Below are 21,098 nucleotides of genomic sequence, written 5' to 3'. Positions count from 1 at the left end.
CGGATGCCGCGCCGGACGGATCCGGGCGCCCGGACGTGTGAATCCCGGGCACGACCCCGGAATCTCCACGTTCCTGCCCAGATCGCAGGCCTTATGGCGACGGTCGCCCGGATCCGCGCGGCGACGGCTCGTTGGAAACGCTGCGATTTTTATCGCACGTGTTGCGGATTTGCCATTGTCCGGCGAGGGCCGGCCGATACTGTCCGCGTCGTCAGCGGCTCGCGCGCAACCCGCGCGCCCCGAATATCCGTCCGGGCAGGCTGACCGCAGCGTGCTCGGGCCTTCGCCGTCCCAGGGCCCCGCCGGCAGACATGATCGGCCGCCGGCTCCCGCCCAGACCCGAGGTGTGTCCGTGAGAGCTGATCCCGCGCGAATCGTCGAGCCGAACCAGCCGATCCGTCCGGGCCGGCGTCAGGTCTTCCTGTTCCTCCAGGGCCCGATCACGCCGTTCTTCGCCCGGGTCGCCGACGCCCTGGAGGCGCGGGGCCACCGCTGCCTGCGGGTCAACCTCTGCTTCGGCGACTGGATGTTCTGGCGCCGGGCCGGCGGGGTCAACTTCCGCGGCACGCGCGAGACCTGGCCGGCCTTCATCGCCGACCTGATCGACCGCGAGGGCGTGACCGACCTGATGCTGCTCGGCGAGCAGCGCTACTACCACAAGGTCGCGGTCGCCGCCGCCAAGGCCCGCGGGCTGAACGTGACAGTGACGGATTTCGGCTACCTGCGGCCGGACTGGATCACGCTGGAGCGCGACGGCATGTCGGGCGACAGCTGCTTTCCCAAGGATCCGGAGGCGGTCATGGCGCTCGCCGCCCAGGCGCCGGAGCCCGACCTGGTGCCGCGCTACCGCGACAGCTTCCAGCTCCAGGCCGTGTGGGACATGGCCTACCACCTGATGAGCAACTGGCTCTGGTGGCTCTATCCCGGCTACAAGTCGCATCAGGTGCACCACAACGCCCTGATCTATCTCGGCACCGGCCTGCACATGCTGCGCGCCAAGCGCACCGGGCCGCGGGTCGACGCCCTGGTGCGCCGCCTGCGGGAGGCCGGCACCACCTACTACGTGCTGCCGCTGCAGATGGAGAACGACTTCCAGCTGCGCGCCTATTCGCCGTTCTTCGACCTGAAGACGCCGATCCACGCGGTGATCCGCTCGTTCTCCGAGCACGCGCCGGCGGAGTCGCGCCTGCTCGTCAAGATCCATCCCCTCGATCCCGGCATCCGCAACTGGGCGCGCATCGTGCGCCGCTCGGCGGAGAAGTGGGGCGTGACCGACCGGGTCGACTTCGCCGACGGCGGCGACCTCGGCGCGATGCTGGACGGCTGCCGCGGCGTCGTCACGGTCAACAGCACCGTCGGCCTGTGGTCGATGCGGGCCAACATCCCGACCATGACGCTCGGCGCCGCGATCTACGACATCCAGGGCCTGACCTATCAGGGCGCCCTCGAGACGTTCTGGACGCAGGCCGAGCCGCCCCGCCGCGAGCTCTGGGACGCCTTCATCAAGGCGATCGTCGCCAACATCCAGGTCCGCGGCGTCTACTACAAGGGCGAGGGCATGGCGGCGGCGGTGGAGGCGACCGCCTCCCGCCTCGACCTCACGCAGGGCGCCTGGCTCGAGGTCCGCTCCCGGGCCCGGACCGCGCCCGAGACGGCCGAGGAGCTGCCGGGCATCGAGGCGCTGCAGAACGCCTGACCGCGACGACAACACGGGACGGACGACCAGACGGGGCCGGAACGGCCCCGTTTCGCGTTTCAGGGCACCGCCTGCAGGCGGCCGAGGCAAGCTGGCGCCCGGCCGGCGCGTCGCCGTGCCGGCCGGGACCTGAGAGGCCCTCAGCCCCGCCGCAACACGCGGCGCCAGATCAGCGACCAGACCTGCTTGACAACCGCCTCCGGTGTGAGGGCGCGCCGCGCCAGCTCGGGGTCGCCCTCGGCGAGGCGCTGCACCAGCACCTCGGGCGGGCAGGGCAGGCCGGTGCGCGGATCGACGTAGCGCGGGTAGAGGATCAGGGCGCCGGCGACCAGCTCGTCGAGGGTGAGGCGGCGGGTGCGGCGGGGGCAGCCGGGATCCTCGGTCAGGCCCCAGCCGGCGTAGAACGGCAGGCCGTGGGTGGTCACCGGCTTGCCGCGCAGCAGCGCCTCGAAGCCGATCAGCGAGGTCATCACCTCGACCCGGTCCGCCGCCTCGATGGCGTCGACCGCCGAGACGTCGCGCAGGACCACGTCGGCATGGGCTTTGATCTCGTCCGGCGGCACCCAGCCGGGCCTGAGGCCGGCCTCGACGTCGGGATGCGGCTTGAAGGCGATCACCGCGCCGGGGTTGCGCTCGCGGGCGAGGCGCAGGAGCGCCGCGTTGCCCGCGACCGTGGCGGCCCCGAGGCGGATCGAGGCGTCGTTCTCGACCTGGCCGGCGACCAGCACCACCGGGCCCGGCCGCGGCATCGCCGGCATCGCGGCGCTGCCGACATTGTACTTGCTGACCCGCGCGGCGACCACCGCCTCGCGCAAGGACGCCGCCCGGGCGAGGAGATCGGGGGGGAAGGTCGCGGTCTCGAGCAGGCGCTCGAGATCGCTCGGCGCGGTGGCGTCGTAGTAGACGCCCGCGGCGTCGAGGACGTGCGAGGCGCCCGGCCGCAGGGCGACGCCGAGCCCGATCGAGCGCAGGAAGCCGTCCTCCATGCGCAGGAGCGGCAGGCCGGCCTCGCAGCACGCCGCCTCGGTGCCCGCCGGCATCCGGCTGGCCCAGGTCACGACGCGCCGGACCTCCGCCAGCTCGCCCGGCGTCACCGCCGCGTCGCCCCGGCGCACCGCCGGCCGGCTGCCGGGCGCCGACAGGGTCCGGGTGATCCAGTCCCGCTTCCAGGCCGAGAAGCCGACGCAGAGGGTCGGCACCGCGTTCTCGCGCCAGCGCGAGGCAACGAGGTCGAGGATCGTCACCGCGTCCTCGAACCGGGCCGGCGCGCCGGTATACGGGTCGAAGTAGCGCGAGCAGACCAGGTAGGCGGCAGCGAAGACCTCCTCGGGCCGGCGCCGGCGGGTGCGCCGCGGCAGGTGCAGCCGGTCGTCGGTGAAGCTCCAGCCGGCATAGAAGGGCAGGCCGAAGCAGGTCACCGGCGTGCCCGCGAGTGCCGCCTCGAAGCCGGCATGGGCCGAGACGACGTAGACCCGGTCGCAATCCTCGACCACCGACCAGGCGGTGACGGGGTCGCTCACGAGGCGGGCGCCGGCGGCCTCCGCCGCCGCCGCGTCGATATGGCCGCGCCGGCCGATCCGCGCGGCCGGGTCCATCACCACCAGCCGCTCGGCCTCCGGCGCGTCCGCGGCGGCGGCCGCCAGCATCGCCGAGAAGGCGCTGGCCCCGGCAAGGCCGAAGCCGACCGTCGGATCGCCGACGGCCTGGTCGACGATGACGACGCGGCGGCGGCCGGCCTCGCGCGCCGGCAGGTCGCGGCGACGGGGGTCGTTGTCGAGGCTGAGCCGTCGCTCGCGCAGGCGCGCGATGCCGGCCCGGGCCCGGGCCATCAGCTCGTCGGATTCCCAGCCGCCCTCCTCGAGCATCACCTCGAGCTCGCTCGGCGCCGTGGCGTCGTAGTGGATGCCGAGTCCGTCGATGATGTAGCTCAAGGCGCGCCCGGGACGGGCGTCGCCGAGCCGCAGGAAGCCCTCGTCCCAGCGGTCGCTCAGGCGCACCCGCCGCGAGGTCGGCTCGCTGCCCAGGCGTCGCGAACGCCGCGGGCCGGGGCCTTCCGACTCCGACGGCATCCGGGGCCACAACCGCTTCAGCTTGCCGCGATCCATCCGCCTCTCACTCACTGCGGACCGAGCCGCCCCGGTCGTGCAACCCGGAGCAGGGGCCGTTCCACATCACCCCAGCCCCGTCAAGCACGCACACCCCGCGCGCGGGAGCGGGCGCCGGACGACCGGGCACCCGTCCTGCCCCGGTTCCGGTTAAAGTCGTTCTGATTTCTCCGGTCCCGCGGCGATCGGATTTTTTCGCGCCCCGGCCGGAGCCGCCGTGCTACAGGCGCGGCCGTGCCGCCGCGTTCCGGCCGTCCGGGAGGAGAGCCATGCCCGTCATCCTGATCACCGGCGCCTCGAGCGGCATCGGCGCGGCCCTGGCGCAGCATTACGCCGCCCCCGGCACCACCCTGGTGCTCAACGCCCGCGGGCCTGAGCGGCTCGAGGCGGTGGCGGAGGCCTGCCGGCGCAAGGGCGCCGCGGTCGAGGCGCGCGCCCTCGACGTGCGCGACCGGGACGGGGTGCGGGCCTGGATCGACGACGTCTCGGCGCGACTCGGCCTCGACCTCGTCGTCGCCAATGCGGGGGTCAATGGCGGCCATCCGGACGGAGGCCTGGAGACCGAGGAGACCGCCTTCCTGGTGCTCGACGTCAACCTGATGGGCGCCCTCAACGTCGCGCTGCCGGCGGTCGCCCGGATGGCGGAGCGGGGGCGGGGCCAGGTGGCCCTGATCTCCTCGCTCGCCGCCTACGCACCGCTCCCCGACGCGCCGGCCTATAGCGGCACCAAGGCGGCGCTGCTCGCCCACGGCCTGGCTTTGCGCGAGAAGCTGGCGCCCCGGGGCGTGCGGATGAACGTGGTCTGCCCCGGCTACGTGAAGACCGCGATGGGCGCCGATTACGAGGGCTGGCGCCCGCTCGAGATGAGCGCCGAGGCGGCCGCGAAGCGCATCGCCAAGGGGCTGTCGCGCGACGAGGCGGTGATCGCCTTCCCGGGCCTCCTCGCCGCGGCGGCGCGGGGCGCGGCGCTCATCCCAGAATCCTGGCGCCGCCTCGGCATGCGCGGCTTCAGCTTCAGGATGAGCGAGCGCCAGCAGCGCTGAATCCGGCCCCGTCGCGCGGTAAAAGGAGAGCCCCGGTGCGGATCGCCCTGTTCACCCTCGAGGCCCTGCCCAACGCCCGGGCGGTGCGCCGCTTCGTCGCCGACAACGCCGCCCGGATCGCCTTCGTGGGCCTGTCCGACCCCGAGCGGCCGAGCACCGGCGGGCTGACCGGCCAGGTGCGGCGCCACCTGATCCGCTCAGGGCCCGGCTTCCTGCCGTATCTCGCGGTGAATTTCGGCCTGCCCGACCTCGCCCGGGGTCTCGCCCCGGCGACCCAGGCGCTCGCCGGCAGCCGCGACGTGGCGGAGGCGACGCCGCTGCGAACGTTGTGCCGGCGCCTCGGCCTGCCGCACGCCACGATCACCGACGTGAACGGGCCGGAGACGACCGGGCTCCTGCGGGAGCACCGGGCCGACCTGCTCCTGTCGTTCCACTTCGACCAGATCTTCGACGCCGCAACGCTCTCGGCGGCGCCGTGGGGCGGGCTCAACGTCCACCCCTCGCTGCTGCCGCGCCATCGCGGCCCGGTACCGACCCTGCACGCGCTCTTGGAGGACCAGCCCGATTTCGGCGTCACCGTGCACCGGCTCGCCCCGGCGATCGATGCCGGCGGGATCCTGGCGCAGGCGCCGGCGACGCTGCCCGCCGACGTCACCGCCTCGCGGGCGGCGATCCTGCTGCACGAGGCCGGGCGTCCGCTGCTCGAGGGAATCCTGGCCGAGGCCGAGCGGAGGGGCGGGCTGCCGGAGGGGCGGAGCGTGCCGGTCCTGCCCTATTGCGGCTTTCCCAGTCCGGCGCAGCTGCGCGACCTGAAGCGGCGAGGCAGGAGGCTCGTCGATGCCGGGGATTGGCGCGAGGCATTGAGCCTGTCGCTCAGGCCGTAGGCGGGCCGTCAGGCCGTAGGCGGGCCGTCAGGCCCGCCGCGACATCAGCCGCTCGACCAGCGAACCGCCCTGGTTCAGTTCGTCGAGTTCGTCGGCGAGCGCCGTCACGGTCTCGCGGATCTGCTCGGGGGTATGCTCCGAGGTGATGAAGAAGCGCAGGCGCGACGAGCGCTCCGGCACCGCCGGGTGGATGATCGGCTGCACGTTGATCCCGCGCTTGAACAGCCGGTCGGACAGGGTCACGGCCTTCAGCGAATCGCCGAGGATCACCGGCACCACGGCGAGGCCGAGGCTGGTGCCGGTATCGAGGCCGCGCTCGCGCGCCGCGGACAGGAACAGGGCGCCGTTGCGGCGCAGCCGGGCCACCCGCTCGGGCTCGCGGCGCATCAGCGCCAGGGACGCGGTGGCGGCGGCGGCGAGCGGCGGCGACAGGCCGACGGAGTAGACGAAGCCGCCCGCGGTGCATTTCAGGAGCTCGACGAGCGCCCCGGCGCCCGCGACGTAACCGCCGCAGGAGGACAGCGTCTTCGACAGCGTTCCCATCCAGATGTCGACGCTGCCGGCGGGCACGTCGCAATGCTCGTGCAGGCCGTGCCCGTCCTTACCCAGCACCCCGAGGCCGTGGGCGTCGTCGACCATCAGCCAGGCGCCGTAGCGCTCCTTGAGGGCGACGACGCCGGCGAGGTCGGGGGCGTCACCGTCCATGCTGTAGAGGCCCTCGATCACGATCAGCGCCCGGCGGTGCTCGTGGCGCGTCGCGTGGAGCAGCGATTCCAGGGCCTGGAGGTCGTTATGGGCGAAGCTGCGGCGCTGGGCGCCCGAGAGTTGCGCGCCGGTGACCACGGAATTGTGGATCAGGGCGTCGTGGTAGATCACGTCGCCGGGCTCGAGCAGGGCCGCGATGGTCGCCACGTTGGTGGCGTGGCCGCTCACCATCACCACGCAGGCCTCGGTGCCGTAATGCGCGGCCAGCGCCTTCTCGAGGACGAGGTGGCCCGGGCGCTCGCCGGCGACGATCCGGCTCGCCGAGGCCGAGGTGCCGTACTCCGCCAGCGCAGTTTGCGCCGCCGCGTTCACCTCCGGATGGCCGTTGAGCCCGAGATAGTCGTAGGACGAGAAGTTGGTGAAGTCGCGGCCGTCGATCCGCGTCGTCGCGCCGGCCTTGGCGTCGTGGACGCGGAAGAACGGGTTGCCGAGGCCGATCAGGTCGGCGGCGGAGCGCTGGAGCTTCAGTTCCTTGTAGGCCGGCAGGCTGTCGAAGCTCTGAGCCTGGGCCAGCGCGGGCTTCGGCTCCGGGCGGGCCGGAGCGGGACGGACGGGAGCCTTGCCGAGGCGGGCGGCGACGAAGCCGGCCAGGGCCTCGCGCCCGCCCGCGCCGTGGGAGGATCCGCTGCTCATTGGGTGATGACCTTGATGTCCTGGCTGTTCTGCTCGACCAGCGCCTGGAGGGACTGGAGCGAGGCGGCGTCGACCGACTCGACCCCGCCGTGGCGCTGCGACAGGCTGACCACCGCCGCCGCGCCGTCGTCGACCGGGGCCGCCACCGACTGGATCAGGGTGTCGGCGAGCTCGGTCACGGTCTGGCCGCTCGACACGCCGGAGGGCGGCGCGTCGAGGCCGAAGCGCTCCTGCAGGCTCGCGCCGAGCTCGACGCCCATCAGCGAGTCGAGGCCGATCTCCGAGAGCTGGCGCACCCGGCTGATGTCGTCCTTCGGCAGACGCAGGATGCGGGCGATGTCCTCCACGATGGCATCCGCCACGGTCTTGCGGACGTCGTCGAGGTCGTGGGCGCGCAGCAGGCCCGCGATGCTGATCGCGACCTGGCCGCCGGCCTCCGCCTGCTGCTCCGAGCCGAGGCTCGCGTAGCTCGGGGAACGCAGGGTGGCGAGGCGCTCGCGCGCCTTGCCCCAGTGCATCGCCGCGATGGCGATCACCGCGTCGTCGGGCGCCGTGCCCTGCACGCTCAAGGCTTCGGCCATCAGGTCGAGGGACTTGCGGGCATCGACCGGGGTCACGCCGACCCGGCCGGCCAGGGTCTCCATCACCGCCTTGTTGCGGGCGAGCACGCCGACATCGCCGATGGCTCCCCAGGCCACCGCCAGGGCTGGCAGGCCGAGGCGGCGGCGCTGGCGGGCGAGGCCCTCCATGAAGCCGTTGGCGGCGACGTAGGAGCCCTGGCCCGGATTGCCGATGAAGGTCGTGGCCGAGGAGAACAGCACGAAGTAGTCGAGCGCCCGGTCGCGGGTGAGCGCGTCGAGATGGCCGGCCCCTGTCACCTTCGGGGCGATCACCGCCTCGAGGGCGGTGGCATCGAGGTTGGCGATCAGGCCGTCCTGCAGCACCATCGCACCGTGGATGATGCCGGCGAGCTTGGATCCGCCGGCCTCGATCCGCTCCAGCAGGCGCTGGACCGAGGCGCGGTCGGTGATGTCGCAGGATTCGACCTGCACGGCGACGCCGCGGGCCTTGAGGTCGGCGATGGTCGAGAGCGCCGGTTCCCCGGACGGCGCCTTGCGGCCGACGAGCGCGATGTGGCGCGCGCCCCGATCCGCGAGCCAGCGCGCCGCCTCGATGCCGAAGCCGCCGAGACCCCCGGTGACGAGGTGGACGCGGTCGGGCGCCACCACGAAGGGCTTCGTCGCCTCGGCCGGGATCGTGCCGGCCTTCGGCGGCGCGATCACGATCTTACCGACGTGACCCGATTGCTGCATCAGCCGGAAGGCGTCCGAGACCTCTTCCGCCGCGAAGGGCTGGTAGGGCAGCGCCTTCAGGCTGCCGTCGGTGAACAGCGCCATCACCTCGCGGAACAGCCGCTTGCCCTCGTCGGGCTGGAACTGGAGCAGCTGGTCGAGGTCGACGCCGAAATACGACAGGTTCCGGCGGAACGGCCGCAGGCCGATATGGGTGTTGGCGACGTAGTCGCGCTTGCCCAGCTCGACGAAGCGCCCGAAGGGCTTGAGCGCATTGAGGCTGCGCTCCATCGCCTCGCCGAACAGGCTGTTCAGCACCACGTCGACGCCGTCGCCGGTGATGCGGCGGATGTCGTCGACGAAGGCGAGCGAGCGGGAATCGAGCACGTGCTCGGCGCCGAGCGCCTTGACCAGCGCCCGCTTCTCGTTCGAGCCCGCGGTGGCGATGACCCGGGCGCCGCGCATCCGGGCGATCTGGAGCGCCGCGAGGCCGACGCCGCCGGCGCCGCCATGGACCAGCACCCACTCGCCGGCCTTGAGGCGGGCCAGCGTCACGAGGCCGTAGAAGGCGGTGAGGAACGCCACCGGCGTGGTGGCGGCGGCCTCGGACGACAGCCCTTGCGGAGCGGCCGCCACGACCATCTCGGGCACCACGATGTGGGTCGAGAAGCCCGACTGGGCGAAGGCCACCACCCGGTCGCCGGGCTTGAAGGCGGTCACGCCCGTGCCGACGGAAGCGACGCGGCCGGCGCATTCGAGGCCGAGCCGCGGGCCGGCGAAGCCGTCCTCGAGGATCTCCTCGGGCAGCATCGAGAGCGCCCAGAGCACGTCGCGGAAGTTGAGGCCGGTGGCCTCGACCGCGATCTCGATCTGGCCGGGACCGGGCGCGACGCGCTCGGCCGGGCCCCAATGCATCTCGTTGAGGCCGCCTGTCGTGCTGCGCTCGAGCCGCGCGGCCGGCGCCGCCGGACCGGAGCGGCGGGCGGAGCGCGCACCTTGCGAGAAGCGCACCACCCGGGTGGCGTCGTCGTCGACCACGATCTCGGTCTCGGGCGTGCCGGACAGGATCAGGTCGCGCAGGCGCTCGGCGGCGCGCTTCGAGGAGATCGCCGTCGAGAGATCGATGCGGCGCACGTCGAGCGAGGCCACCTCGTTGGCGAGCGTCCGGGTGAAGGCCCAGACGCCGGCCTCGACGCCGCAGGCGAGGCCGCCGCGGTCGCGGGTGGCGCCGGGGCAGACGACCCAGAGCCGGGTCGGGCGGCTGCCGAGATGCTCGACGCAGCGCTTCAGCCCGAGGCAGCGCTCGCGCAGCCGCTCGGCCGGCTCGCCGCCGCGGTTGAAGGCGCCCGCGAGATAGACCACCGTGTCGGGCGTCTCGCGCTCCAGCTCCCTCAAGGAGGCCTCGGAATCGAGGATGATCGAGACGTGGACCCCGCTCGCGACCAGCAGGGTGGCCAGCGACGAGGCGGTCTCGGCCGCGAACTCGTCCTCGGAGCCGATCACGAAGGCGAAGGTCTGGCCCGCGGCCGCCTTCGGCCGGGGCGGAGCCTCGGCCAGCAGCAGCAGGTCGTTGCCGTTGCGGGTGACGGCGCGGTCGGCCGCGACCTTGACGAGGCCGACGGCGCTCAACGCGCGCTGCCAGGCCGCGACGTCGTCGAGCCGCCCGACCGGCACCTCGCCGACGGTCTCGAACCAGCCGGCATTGAGGCCGAACACCATGTCGCGGAACAGCGACGCGCCGGGCTCGACCGCCGCGAACAGGCCGCCGGCCGCGAGGCTCGAGGCCAGGGGGCTGAGGAGATCGCGGGAGGCACGGTGGAGCACGTCGCTCGCCAGCACCGCGTCGAAGGCGGCGAGCCCGAGTGCCGCCGGATCCTCGACGATCGTGACGCCGGCCGGCAGGGCGAGGCGGGCCCGCTCGGCGAGGCGGCGATCGGCCTCGAACACCGTCAGGCGCGCCTCGTTGAGGCCGGCGAAGGTCGCGACCTGGGCCGAGAGCGGCCCGAACCCGACCTGGAGCAGGCGAAGCGCACGGTCGCGGGGGAGCGACGCGGCGCTGTCGGCGAGGAGCCGCATCACCGCATCGGCCGAGGCCCGCACGGTGGCGCCGCGCAGGCAGAAGGCGTCGAGCGCGGCCTGCGGCAGGGACGGGGCGTCGGAGAGCGTCCCGGCGAGGATGCGGGAGGCGACGGCGCCCAGATCGGCGCAGAGCAGCAGCTCCGCCGACAGCTCGGGATGATCCGCCGCGATCCAGCGCATGATCTCGTCGGGCTCGGGCAGCGTCACGTCGGCGCGCAGGCGCCAGCGCCCGTCGCCCGCCGCGTCCGCGAGGCCGCTGACCTCGAGCGCCAGGAGCTGGTTGACGAGCCAGGGCCGCAACGCCGCCGGCAGCCGGCGCGAGGCCGCGACGTCGACCACGCCGCCGACCGCGAGGCCGCGGGCGAGCCGGTCGGCGAGCGAGGTCGCCCAGCCTTCGAGCAGCATGTGGCCGGCGCCGAGAGCGGCCTCGCCGGTCGCCGTGACCGCGCCGGCCTGCCGGCGCACCAGGGCGGCGACCGCCGGCTGCGGCTCGAGGGCGATCGCCGTCGGCTCGGTGGCGAGTTCGGTGAACTGGCGGATCGCGAAGGCGTCGAGGTCGTTGCCCGCCTTCATCCGCAGGGCCTGGAACCGGCCCTCGCGCAAGGTGGCGATCACCTCGCCGGCCTCGTCGACCAGGGTGAAGTCGGCCAGGATGCTGCGCTCGTTGCAGCGCCGGGTGCGGATCACCGCCCGGGCGATCGCCGCGCCGGGACGCACGAGCCGGATCTCGCCGAAGCGGATCGGCACGTAGGCCCGGCTCGCCGCCTCGCCGAGGAGGTCGGCGAAGAGCAGGATCAGGCCGTGGAAGCAGGAATCCAGCCGCGCCGGCGCCAGGCCGTAGCGGGTGCCGTCCTCGGCCGGCAAGAGGTCGGAGACGATGGTGACGTCGTCGAGCCGGGCCGAGCGGGCGACCTGGCGGAAGGACGGGCCGAAGCCGAGGCCCGACGCCGTGGCGCGGGCGTAGAGCGCCTCGCCCTCGACCGTGGTCTCGGAGGGCAGCGGCGCCGTCTCGCGGCCCGACAGGCGCGGCGGCGGCGGCGTCTCGCCCTCGACCAGCTTGGCGACGGCATGGAGCTGCCAGGGCGCCTGGCTCAGGCGCGGGCGGGACAGGATCTGCACCAGGTTGGCGCCCGGCGAGAACCGGGACAGCACCTCGCGCACCGCGTCCTCGGCGAAGACCATCGGCTGCTGGATCTCGAGATCCGCCAGCGTGACGGAGTCCGAGCGCACGATTTCGCGGCCGACCGCCAGCGCCATCTCGGCGAAACCGGCGCCGGGCAGGATCGCCTGGCCGTCGATGCGGTGGTCGTCGAGCTCGGGGACCGTGGCGACGTCGAGATGCGCCACCCATTCCAGCCCGTCCGGACCCTGGCGGGCGCCGATCAGCGGGTGGTAGGGCCGGGCGCTCGCCGGGTTCATCGCCTCGGCGGTCTCGGGCAGGCGGAAGACCTTGCGCTGCCAGGGGTAGTGCGGCAGCGCGACCGTTCCGGCCGGATCGGCGCCGAAGGCGACGTCCTCGTCGATCGCGGCGCCGGCGGCGAGCGCCGCGGCCAGCGCGCGCCGGAACGGATCGGCCGGGAGCGCCTTCTTGGGCAGCACGCCGACGGTGGCGCCGTCGAGGCCGAGCGGCTCGAGGCAGTCGCCGACATGCGGCAGCAGGGTCGGCCGCGGGCCGACCTCGACGAAGATCCGGGCGCCGGCTTGCGCCGCGGCCTGGATCGCCGCGCTGAACCGCACCGGCTCGCGGATGTTGCGCCACCAGTAGCCGGCGTCGAAGGCGCGGCCGTCGAGGACGTCGCCGGTCACCGTCGAGGCGAGCGGCACCGTGCCGGACGAGGGCGCGAGCCCGGCGAGGTCGCGCCGCAGCGGCGCCTCGATCGGGTTCATCAGCCGCCCGTGGAAAGCGTAGTCGAGGTCGAGCTTGCGGCCGCGGCGGCGCTTGCGCGTCAGCGCCTTCATGGCGGCGTCGATGACCGCCACCGGACCCGCCACCGTCACGGCCTTCGGGCTGTTGTAGGCGGCGATGTCGAGCTCGGGGAAGTCGGCGAGGAAGGCCTGCACCTCCTCGACGGGGGCGAGCAGCACCGCCATGGTGCCGAGGCCGCGGGTCGCCTCCTGGTGCTTCGAGCGGTAGTAGATGACCTTGACGGCCTGCTCGAGGGTCAGGATGCCGGCGGCTTCCGCCGCGCCGATCTCGCCGACCGAGTGGCCGACGATCGCGGTCGGCACGAGGCCGACGGCGCGCAGCGCGGCGGTCGAGGCCGCCTCGATGGCGAAGATCAGCGGCTGCGACACACTGGTGAGCGCGAGCCGCTCCTCCAGGTCGTCGGCGTGCAGCGCCTCCTTCAGCGACCAGCCGGCGAGCGGCCGGAACAGGGCGTCGGCCTCGTCGAAGCGGGCGCGGAAGACCGGGTTGAGGGCGTAGGCGTCCCGGCCCATGCCGGCCCACTGGCTGCCGTTGCCCGAATACACGAAGGCGACGCCGCCGGCGCGCTCGACCGCGGTGGCGACGACGGCGCCTTGCGTCTCCTCGCCCTCGGCGATGGTGCGCAGGGCCTCGACCACGTCCCCGGCCGCGAGGTCGCGCAGCGCGATCGCGGCGCGCACCGGCAGGCGCTCGCGGCGATGCGCCGCCGCGGCGGCGACGCGGGCGACCTCGGCCGCATCCGCGCCGTCGAGGCGGGCGGCGTAGTCCTGGGCGAGGTCGGCGAGCGCCGCCTTGGTCTGGGCCGAGACCAGCAGCACCTCGGGGGCGGTCCCCGACACCACGGGCGCCGCGGCGACGGGCGCCGGGTCGGTCAGGATGACGTGGGCGTTGGTGCCGCCGAAGCCGAACGAGTTCACGCCGGCGAAGCGCTCGGCGCCGGTGCGGGGCAGGGGGCGCAACTCGCGGTTGACCGCGAGGTTCAGCTCGTCGAACGGGATCGCCGGGTTGAGCTCGGCGCTGTGCAGCGAGGGCGGCAGCAGGTCGTGCTCGAGCGCCAGACTCGCCTTGAGCAGGCCGGCGAGGCCGGAGACCGGCTCGGTATGGCCGATATTGGTCTTGATCGAGCCGATCGGCAGGGGCGTCGCGCGGCCGCGGCCGAGCTTGTTGCCGATGGCGCCGGCCTCGATCGGATCGCCCACGGGGGTGCCGGTGCCGTGCGCCTCCATGAAGGCGATCGCGTCGAGGGAGACGCCGGCCTCGCGGTAGATCTCCTCCAGCAGCGCGCCCTGCGCGTAGCCCGACGGCAGCGAGATGCCGGTGGTGCGCCCGTCGGAATTCACCTTCGAGGCGGCGATCACGCCGCGCACCGTCGACCCGGCGCGGGCGGCGGCCTGCGCCGATTGCAGCACCAGGACGACGCCGCCCTCGGCGCGCACGTAGCCGTCGGCGCTGGCCGAGAAGGCCTGGCACAGGCCGGTGCGCGACAGCATCGAGGCGTTGGAGAACGACACGAAGTTGAACGGGCTCACCAGCAGGTTGACGCCCGCCACCACCGCCGTGTCGATCCGCCCCGAGGCGATCGCCGCGACCGCGGCGTCGAGGGCGACGAGGGACGACGAGCAGGCGGTGTCGAGGGTGAAGCTCGGCCCCTTCAGGTCGAAGATGTACGAGATGCGGTTCGACAGGATCGACAGCGTGTTGCCGGTCGCCGCGTAGGCGTCGCCCGAGGCGCTGTCGAGCACCCGCAGGTTGCCGTAATCGAGCGAGGAGGCGCCGACGAACACGCCGATCTGGGTGCCGGCGACCGCCGAGGGCCGCAGGCCCGCGCTCTCCAGCGCCTCCCAGGTCAGTTCCAGCAGCAGGCGCTGCTGCGGGTCCATCTGCTCGGCCTCGCGGGGCGAGATGCCGAAGACCGACGGGTCGAACGACCACGGATCGTCGATGACGCCCGCCGCCCAGGTGTAGCTCTTGCCCCGTTCCTGCGCCCGGGGATGCCCCATGCGCTCGAGGGACCAGCGGTCCTCCGGGATGCGGGAGACGGCGCACCGTCCCTCGATGAGCATCTGCCACAGGCTGTCGACGCCGGAGGCGCCCGGAAGCCGGCAGGCCCGACCGATGATCGCGATGTCAGGACGCTGTATCACGTTCGATTCGCTACACGCTCTTTACGGAGGACCGGGCGCGGCGACGCCGTGCCCGGGCAATTCAACCCAACCCATAGTATGAGGCCCGCATCGCGCCAACCCCGGACGGGCACCCCCCACCCCGGACGAGCAAGACGTGGTCCACCTGTGACACGCCTTCATCAGTCGAAGTTCTGCCGCACGTCCCGGTCCAGTGCCGGAGCAACGACACAACATTGTCATCCGATAGACATGCCCGGCATTGCATACGATCCGGTTAAGCTTGATCGCGGTCCCGGCCGGGCCGGAGCGCGCTCGATGCGTTAGACCTGATGAATCGGGTCGCAATGGGGCAGGCCGGGAGGATTCCCGCCGCCCGTCCGACCCGCGTCAGAACGCCTTGAAGGTGATGATGGTGCGGGTATCCTGGATATCCGCGATGGTCTGCACGTGCTCCGCCACGAAGTGTCCGATATCCACTCCGTCATCGACGTGGAACTTGGCGAGCACGTCGTAATGGCCGGCCGTGGAATAGATCTCGGAGGCGATCTCGCGGTCGGCGAGCGCGCTCGCCACGGTGTAGGTCTTGCCGAGACGGCACTTGATCTCGACGAAGAAGGTCTGCATCGGCTCGCTCCCGGCGCTCTGCGACGATTCGGTCTTGGAATAAGATGTATGAGAGGTCGGCCGGTCAGGGCCGCCCGATGCTTGCATAGGTGAAGCCGTGCCGGCGCACGTCCTCGGGCCGGTAGACGTTGCGCAGGTCGACGAGGACCGGCTCGGCCATCGCGCCGTGCAGGCGCCTGAGGTCGAGGGCACGGAACGCGTCCCACTCCGTCACGATCACCAGGGCGTGCGCCCCTTGCGCGCAGGCATAGGGATCGGCGGCGTAGTCCACCCCGGCGAGGAGCGCGCGGGCCTGCTCGACCCCCTCCGGATCGTAGGCCACCACTGCGGCGCCGGCGTCCTGCAGCCCGGCGATGATGGCCAGCGAGGGCGCCTCGCGCATGTCGTCGGTGTTCGGCTTGAAGGTGAGCCCGAGCACCGCGATCCGCTTCCCCCGCACGGCCCCGCCGCAGGCCGCCACCACCTTGCGGGCCATGGCGCGCTTTCTCTGGTCGTTGACCGCCACCACCGTCTCGACGAGGCGTACCGGGCTGCCTGCATCCTGCGCGGTCTTGACCAGGGCCAGCGTGTCCTTCGGAAAGCACGAGCCGCCGTAGCCGGGGCCAGCATGCAGGAACTTGCGCCCGATGCGGTTGTCGAGCCCGATGCCGCGGGCGACCTCCTGCACGTCGGCGCCGACCTGCTCGCACAGGTCGGCGATCTCGTTGATGAAGGTGATCTTGGTCGCCAGGAAGGCGTTCGCCGCGTACTTGGTCAGCTCGGCGGTGCGGCGGGACGTCACCAGGATCGGCGCGTGGTTGAGGTAGAGCGGGCGGTAGAGCTCGCTCACCACCGCGGCTGCGGCGGGATCGTCGGCGCCGATGACGATGCGGTCGGGACGCTTGAAGTCCGAGATCGCCGCACCCTCGCGCAGGAATTCCGGGTTCGAGGCGACCGCGATCGCGATCCCGGGCCGCACCTCGCGGACGATCCGCTCGACCTCGTCGCCGGTGCCGACCGGCACGGTGGACTTGGTGACGACGACCGTCGGCCCGGTGACGGCGGCGGCGATGTCGCGGGCGGCCTGGTGGACGTAGGTCAGGTCGGCGAAGCCGTCGCCGCGGCGCGACGGCGTGCCGACGGCGATGAACACCGCGTCGGCCCCGGCCACCGCCTCGGCGAGGTTCGTCGTGAAGGTCAGGCGCTCCTGGCGGACGTTCTCGGCGACGAGGGCGTCGAGGCCGGGCTCGTAGATCGGGATGCGGCCGGCCTTGAGGGCGGCGATCTTCTCCGGCGCGGTGTCGACGCACACGACGGTGTGGCCGAAATCGGCGAAGCACGCCCCCGAGACCAGGCCGACATAGCCCGCCCCCACCATCGCAACGCGCATCTCACGTCCTCCCGGCAGCGGCGCGGCGCCGCGCCGTCCCCCTCGCGCATCGCTGTAGCGTTGCGGTGCAAAACGGGCAACGGCTGCGCCCGCCCCCGTCTCTCACCGGAGCTTGGCCCTCACCAGAGGCGGAACAGCGCCTTCGCGCGGGCGAGGTTGGGGTTGTAGTAGGGGTCGTGGCGCAGCTCCGCGCTCCAGCGCTCGGTCATGGTGGCGACCTCGGCCTCGAAGCGGGCGCGCTTCTCGGGCGTGTCCTCCTTGCCTCGGCTCTTCGATTCGTGGTGCGTCAGGGCGGCGTGCGGGGTCCAGATCACGCGGTAGCCGGCCCTGCGCACCCGCAGGCACAGGTCGATGTCGTTGAAGGCGACCGCCAGCCGCTCGGCGTCGAACCGGCCGACCGCCTCGAACACCTCCCGCCGCATCATCAGGCAGGCGCCGGTCACCGCCGAGACCTCCTGGGCGATCACCATGCGGCCGAAATAGCCCGGGTCGTCCGGCCCGATATCCGGGTGGCTGTGGCCGGCGACGCCGCCGACCCCCAGCACCACGCCGCCGTGCTGGAGCGTGCCGTCCGGATAGGACAGCTTGGCGCCGACCGCGCCGACCCCCGGCTCGACCGCGATCGAGGCCATCTCGGCGAGCCAGCCCGGCTCGCGCACCTCGATGTCGTTGTTGAGGAACAGCAGCAGCGGCCCGCTCGCCGCCGCCGCGCCGTCGTTCGACAGCCCCGAGAAGTTGAACGGGCCGGGCCGCGACAGCACCCGCACCCGCGGGTCGGCGGCGGCCTCCGCCAGCAGCGCCGTGGCCGAGGGCTCGGTGCTGCCGTTGTCGACGACCACGACCTCGATGTCGGGATAGGCGGTGCCGGCCAGGAGCCCGTCGAGGACGACGCGCAGGAGTTCGGCCCGGTCCTTCGTCGGGATCACCACCGAGACGCGGGGCGCCGGATCGGGCAGGGCGCGCACCAGCCGGTTGAAGCCGAGCGGGCCGCGCTCGACCCGGTGCGGCCAGCCGCGCCGCGCCACCAGCTCCTCGAGCGCCCGCAGCCGCGCCGCCTCGGCCCGCGCCAGGAACGCATCCGAGAAGGTGCCGGAGCCGATCGCGGTGCGCCAGTGATAGAGGATCGCCGGCAGGTGGCGGACGCGGGACGGGTCGAGCCGGTCGCTCAGGCGCAGGAGCAGGTCGTGGTCCTGGCTGCCCTCGAAGCCGGGGCGCAACGCTCCCACCGCCTCGACCAGGCTGCGCCGCACCACCGTCAGGTGGTTGAGGTAGTTCTGGCCGTAGAGGAGCTCGGGGTTCCAGTCGCCCTTGAAGTGGGGCTCGAAGCGCCGCCCGTTCGCGTCGATCTTGTCCTCGTCGCTGTAGATCAGGTCGAGATCCGGCTCGCGCCGGATCGCCTTGGCCACCTCGTAGAGGGCGTGGGCCGGCAGCACGTCGTCGTGGTCCATGAAGGCGACGTAGGAGCCGCCCGCGAGGGCGAGCGCGGTGTTGGTCGCGGCCGCGATGTGGCCGTTCTCGGACCGGCGCGCGACGCGGATGCGGGGATCCTCCGCCGCCGCCCGGGCGAGCAGGCGCGGCACCGCCGGATCGGTCGAGGCGTCGTCGGCGATGCACAGCTCCCAGTGCGGGTAGAGCTGCGCGCGGACCGAGCGCAGCGCCTCCTCCAGCACCCCGGGACCCGGATTGTAGACCGGCATCACCACCGAGATCAGGGGTGCGTCGCGCCAGGGCGCCACCTCGGCCCGGATGCGGACGCGGTCGGCCTCGCTCAAGGTGTCGAAGTGGCGGACCCAGGTGTCGTACCCCGTCAGCCCCGGCGGCACGAGGGCGCTCGCCAGGCGGTGCTGCGAGCGCACCCGCTTGCCGACCGCGCGCCAGAACAGGGCCTGGGCGGTGAGCACCGGCCGGCGCAGGGCCGCCCGGCCGACGAGGGCGAGGCGCCGCCGCGTCGTGACGGTGAACTCGGCGATGGCAAGGCCCGGCTCGCCGAGCATCGGCGTCAGCCGCAGCGACCGGGTGCCGGCCGGCAGCCGCCCGAGCCAGGTGAAGCGCCCGTGCCCGAAGGCGCGCTCCGACAGGCTGGTGCCCTCCGCCCCGTCCGCGACCGCCGTGAGCTCGACCCGGCAGAAGGCGCCGTGGTTCTCGTCCTTGAAGGCGATGGAGACCCAGCGCCCGCCGAGCCCGAGATCCGCCACGTCGAGGCTCAGGCCCTCGACCCCGAAGTCGAGCCGGAGGCGGGCGAAGTCCCGCGTCACCACGCGCCCGCGCCCGAGCCGCAGCGACGCGCGCAGGGGCGCGACGGGGGCCGGCGCCGGTAGGGGGGTCTGGGCTGTCACCGGTCCTCGCGCCTCCCGATGCCGGGCACCGGCGCGCACCGGCCTCGGCATCGTCAATGAAATCAATTGGTTAGATCGAGTCTCGCGGGCGGAGGTCTAGCAGGGGGGCGAAGCGGCTGGCAAGGTCCGTCCCTGCGTGGGCGGGGAACACGTCATCGGCCCGGCGAACCGCCCGTAGCGGGGCGGTTCATCCCCGCGCCTGCGGGGAACACAGCCCAACGCCCCGCTGATCTGGAACTGGCACCGGTTCATCCCCGCGCCTGCGGGGAACACACGATCGCTCGGTTCGCGATCGTCTCGAACGGCGGTTCATCCCCGCGCCTGCGGGGAACACAGGTGCCCGAGGTCGACCTCGTAGGACACGGCCGGTTCATCCCCGCGCCTGCGGGGAACACCCCCTGCTGTCGTCCATGCCGGCGCTGCAGGTCGGTTCATCCCCGCGCCTGCGGGGAACACGTCGAATTGCTCTCGATAATCGGCGGAGCTGACGGTTCATCCCCGCGCCTGCGGGGAACACATCATCGACTGGTCGCTGCCGTGCCCGTCGATCGGTTCATCCCCGCGCCTGCGGGGAACACACGGCCCGGAGCACCGACGTGTTGCGGAGCGCCGGTTCATCCCCGCGCCTGCGGGGAACACTTGGTCTGGTCCTCGGTAAGGGACTGCATGTGCGGTTCATCCCCGCGCCTGCGGGGAACACTCCCAATCGTCGGTCTGGCGGCCAGCCTCGATCGGTTCATCCCCGCGCCTGCGGGGAACACCCGTAATCCTGGCTCGCGAGCCCGGTCGCGAACGGTTCATCCCCGCGCCTGCGGGGAACACACGAGGTCGTAGGAGGCGACCGCCGGAGCGCTCGGTTCATCCCCGCGCCTGCGGGGAACACCACGAAGCGAGCGCCCATGCCGGCGATGAGGGCGGTTCATCCCCGCGCCTGCGGGGAACACCCCGACGGCAGTCTCGTCGTGACCGTGCACGGCGGTTCATCCCCGCGCCTGCGGGGAACACCGGATCCAGAGCTACATCCAGCAGGCCCCGATCGGTTCATCCCCGCGCCTGCGGGGAACACGTTACGGGTTTCTGGCCGATGCACACGCGCACCGGTTCATCCCCGCGCCTGCGGGGAACACTCCCAGTAGTTGCGGCGGTAGATCGGTGCTACCGGTTCATCCCCGCGCCTGCGGGGAACACGCTGGAAACGGGTTTCAGATTTCCGGCGGCACCGGTTCATCCCCGCGCCTGCGGGGAACACTATATTCGGTGTGCTCGCCTGGGCCGTCTGGCCGGTTCATCCCCGCGCCTGCGGGGAACACATGGCTGACGTTTGCCATGGCGGTCACTCCGTCGGTTCATCCCCGCGCCTGCGGGGAACACGACATAGCGCTGTCGATGGAAATGCCGCCGCCCGGTTCATCCCCGCGCCTGCGGGGAACACTGGCGTAATACTGCGAAATGTACCGCACACCGCGGTTCATCCCCGCGCCTGCGGGGAACACGTGGCCGAGCCATTCGATCTCATACCGATCATCGGTTCATCCCCGCGCCTGCGGGGAACACATCCCCGGCGCACGTCAGGGGCAGGCCGGCCTCGGTTCATCCCCGCGCCTGCGGGGAACACGGGACGTGCAGGATGAAGGTCTCGGCCTGGAACGGTTCATCCCCGCGCCTGCGGGGAACACTCGAAAGTCGACCTCATGAAGTTTTTCGTCGACGGTTCATCCCCGCGCCTGCGGGGAACACGGCATGCCCTACCCGGTGCCGGCCTCCATCAGCGGTTCATCCCCGCGCCTGCGGGGAACACCCTGAGAGGTACGGGGCGCCGACATCACAGTGCGGTTCATCCCCGCGCCTGCGGGGAACACGGTGTTCAAGTGATGCGCCGGCTCGCCCTGGCCGGTTCATCCCCGCGCCTGCGGGGAACACCGTACGACGGTGGAGCCCGGCAAGACTGCTGTCGGTTCATCCCCGCGCCTGCGGGGAACACTCCCAGAACCGCTGGCGGTAAAGCGGCGCTACCGGTTCATCCCCGCGCCTGCGGGGAACACAGATCAACAAGCGGCGCGACTTCATGCGCTCGCGGTTCATCCCCGCGCCTGCGGGGAACACTCGGAAACGACCTGCTGGAACGCCTCGGCGACCGGTTCATCCCCGCGCCTGCGGGGAACACGTCGCGGTCGGCGCCGCCAATCAGGCCTCGGTCGGTTCATCCCCGCGCCTGCGGG

The 21,098-nt window shown here is 72.7% G+C and carries 9 protein-coding genes and 1 CRISPR repeat array; of the genes, 3 read left to right on the top strand and 6 right to left on the bottom strand.

Annotated features, from left to right (window positions below; all coding sequences use genetic code 11):
• The first annotated feature begins 352 nt into the window (after nt 1–352).
• Nucleotides 353–1,696: a capsule biosynthesis protein gene (locus tag A5481_RS25510; RefSeq protein ID WP_048433761.1), complete on the top strand. Its 1,344-nt coding sequence runs from the start codon at nt 353–355 to the stop codon at nt 1,694–1,696.
• 140 nt (nt 1,697–1,836) lie between these two features.
• Here the strand turns inward: A5481_RS25510 and A5481_RS25505 are convergent, their stop codons facing one another.
• Nucleotides 1,837–3,693: a capsular polysaccharide biosynthesis protein gene (locus tag A5481_RS25505; RefSeq protein WP_245238785.1), complete on the bottom strand. Its 1,857-nt coding sequence runs from the start codon at nt 3,691–3,693 to the stop codon at nt 1,837–1,839.
• Nucleotides 3,694–4,070: 377 nt separating this feature from the next.
• On the opposite strand from A5481_RS25505, the gene A5481_RS25500 reads away from it, so the two are divergent.
• Both A5481_RS25500 and A5481_RS25495 read left to right on the top strand, forming a co-directional pair.
• Nucleotides 4,071–4,844 carry an SDR family NAD(P)-dependent oxidoreductase gene (locus A5481_RS25500; protein ID WP_048433763.1) on the top strand — a complete coding sequence of 258 codons (774 nt, stop codon included), beginning with the start codon at nt 4,071–4,073 and terminating at the stop codon, nt 4,842–4,844.
• A gap of 35 nt (nt 4,845–4,879) precedes the next feature.
• Nucleotides 4,880–5,728, top strand: coding sequence for a formyltransferase family protein (locus A5481_RS25495; RefSeq protein WP_048433764.1), 849 nt, complete (start codon nt 4,880–4,882; stop codon nt 5,726–5,728).
• Between the two features lie 27 nt (nt 5,729–5,755).
• Here the strand turns inward: A5481_RS25495 and A5481_RS25490 are convergent, their stop codons facing one another.
• From A5481_RS25490 to A5481_RS25470, 5 genes are all read right to left on the bottom strand, one after another.
• The gene (locus A5481_RS25490; RefSeq protein WP_048433765.1) at nt 5,756–7,126 is read right to left on the bottom strand and encodes an aminotransferase class I/II-fold pyridoxal phosphate-dependent enzyme; all 1,371 of its coding nucleotides are present in this window, start codon (nt 7,124–7,126) and stop codon (nt 5,756–5,758) included.
• Nucleotides 7,123–14,568 carry a type I polyketide synthase gene (locus A5481_RS25485; RefSeq protein ID WP_048433766.1) on the bottom strand — a complete coding sequence of 2,482 codons (7,446 nt, stop codon included), beginning with the start codon at nt 14,566–14,568 and terminating at the stop codon, nt 7,123–7,125. Before A5481_RS25485 ends, A5481_RS25490 begins: the two co-directional genes overlap by 4 nt.
• A 369-nt stretch (nt 14,569–14,937) precedes the next feature.
• Nucleotides 14,938–15,174 (bottom strand): Lrp/AsnC ligand binding domain-containing protein, encoded by a 237-nt coding sequence (locus A5481_RS25480; protein ID WP_048426071.1) that lies wholly within the window; start codon nt 15,172–15,174, stop codon nt 14,938–14,940.
• A 64-nt stretch (nt 15,175–15,238) separates the two neighbouring features.
• Nucleotides 15,239–16,543, bottom strand: a complete 1,305-nt coding sequence (locus A5481_RS25475) for a UDP-glucose dehydrogenase family protein (protein ID WP_048433767.1) — start codon at nt 16,541–16,543, stop codon at nt 15,239–15,241.
• A 119-nt stretch (nt 16,544–16,662) separates the two neighbouring features.
• On the bottom strand, nt 16,663–18,930 hold the full coding sequence (locus tag A5481_RS25470; RefSeq protein WP_082173097.1) for a glycosyltransferase family 2 protein: 2,268 nt from the start codon (nt 18,928–18,930) through the stop codon (nt 16,663–16,665).
• Between the two features lie 132 nt (nt 18,931–19,062).
• Nucleotides 19,063–21,043: a CRISPR direct-repeat array (repeat unit 29 nt; unit sequence CGGTTCATCCCCGCGCCTGCGGGGAACAC).
• Nucleotides 21,044–21,098: the final 55 nt, after the last annotated feature.

Source organism: Methylobacterium platani (assembly GCF_001653715.1).
Lineage (GTDB): Bacteria > Pseudomonadota > Alphaproteobacteria > Rhizobiales > Beijerinckiaceae > Methylobacterium > Methylobacterium platani.
The sequence above is the reverse complement of the archived record's forward strand: the minus strand, read 5'-3'. Positions and strand labels throughout refer to the sequence as shown.

Bases quoted from the DNA above. Each gene is read 5' to 3' on its own strand.
- A5481_RS25500 (WP_048433763.1), top strand. From the start codon at position 4,071: ATGCCCGTCATCCTGATCACCGGCGCCTCGAGCGGCATCGGCGCGGCC.
- A5481_RS25490 (WP_048433765.1), bottom strand. From the start codon at position 7,126: ATGAGCAGCGGATCCTCCCACGGCGCGGGCGGGCGCGAGGCCCTGGCC.
- A5481_RS25475 (WP_048433767.1), bottom strand. From the start codon at position 16,543: ATGCGCGTTGCGATGGTGGGGGCGGGCTATGTCGGCCTGGTCTCGGGG.
- A5481_RS25480 (WP_048426071.1), bottom strand. From the start codon at position 15,174: ATGCAGACCTTCTTCGTCGAGATCAAGTGCCGTCTCGGCAAGACCTAC.
- A5481_RS25470 (WP_082173097.1), bottom strand. From the start codon at position 18,930: ATGCCGAGGCCGGTGCGCGCCGGTGCCCGGCATCGGGAGGCGCGAGGA.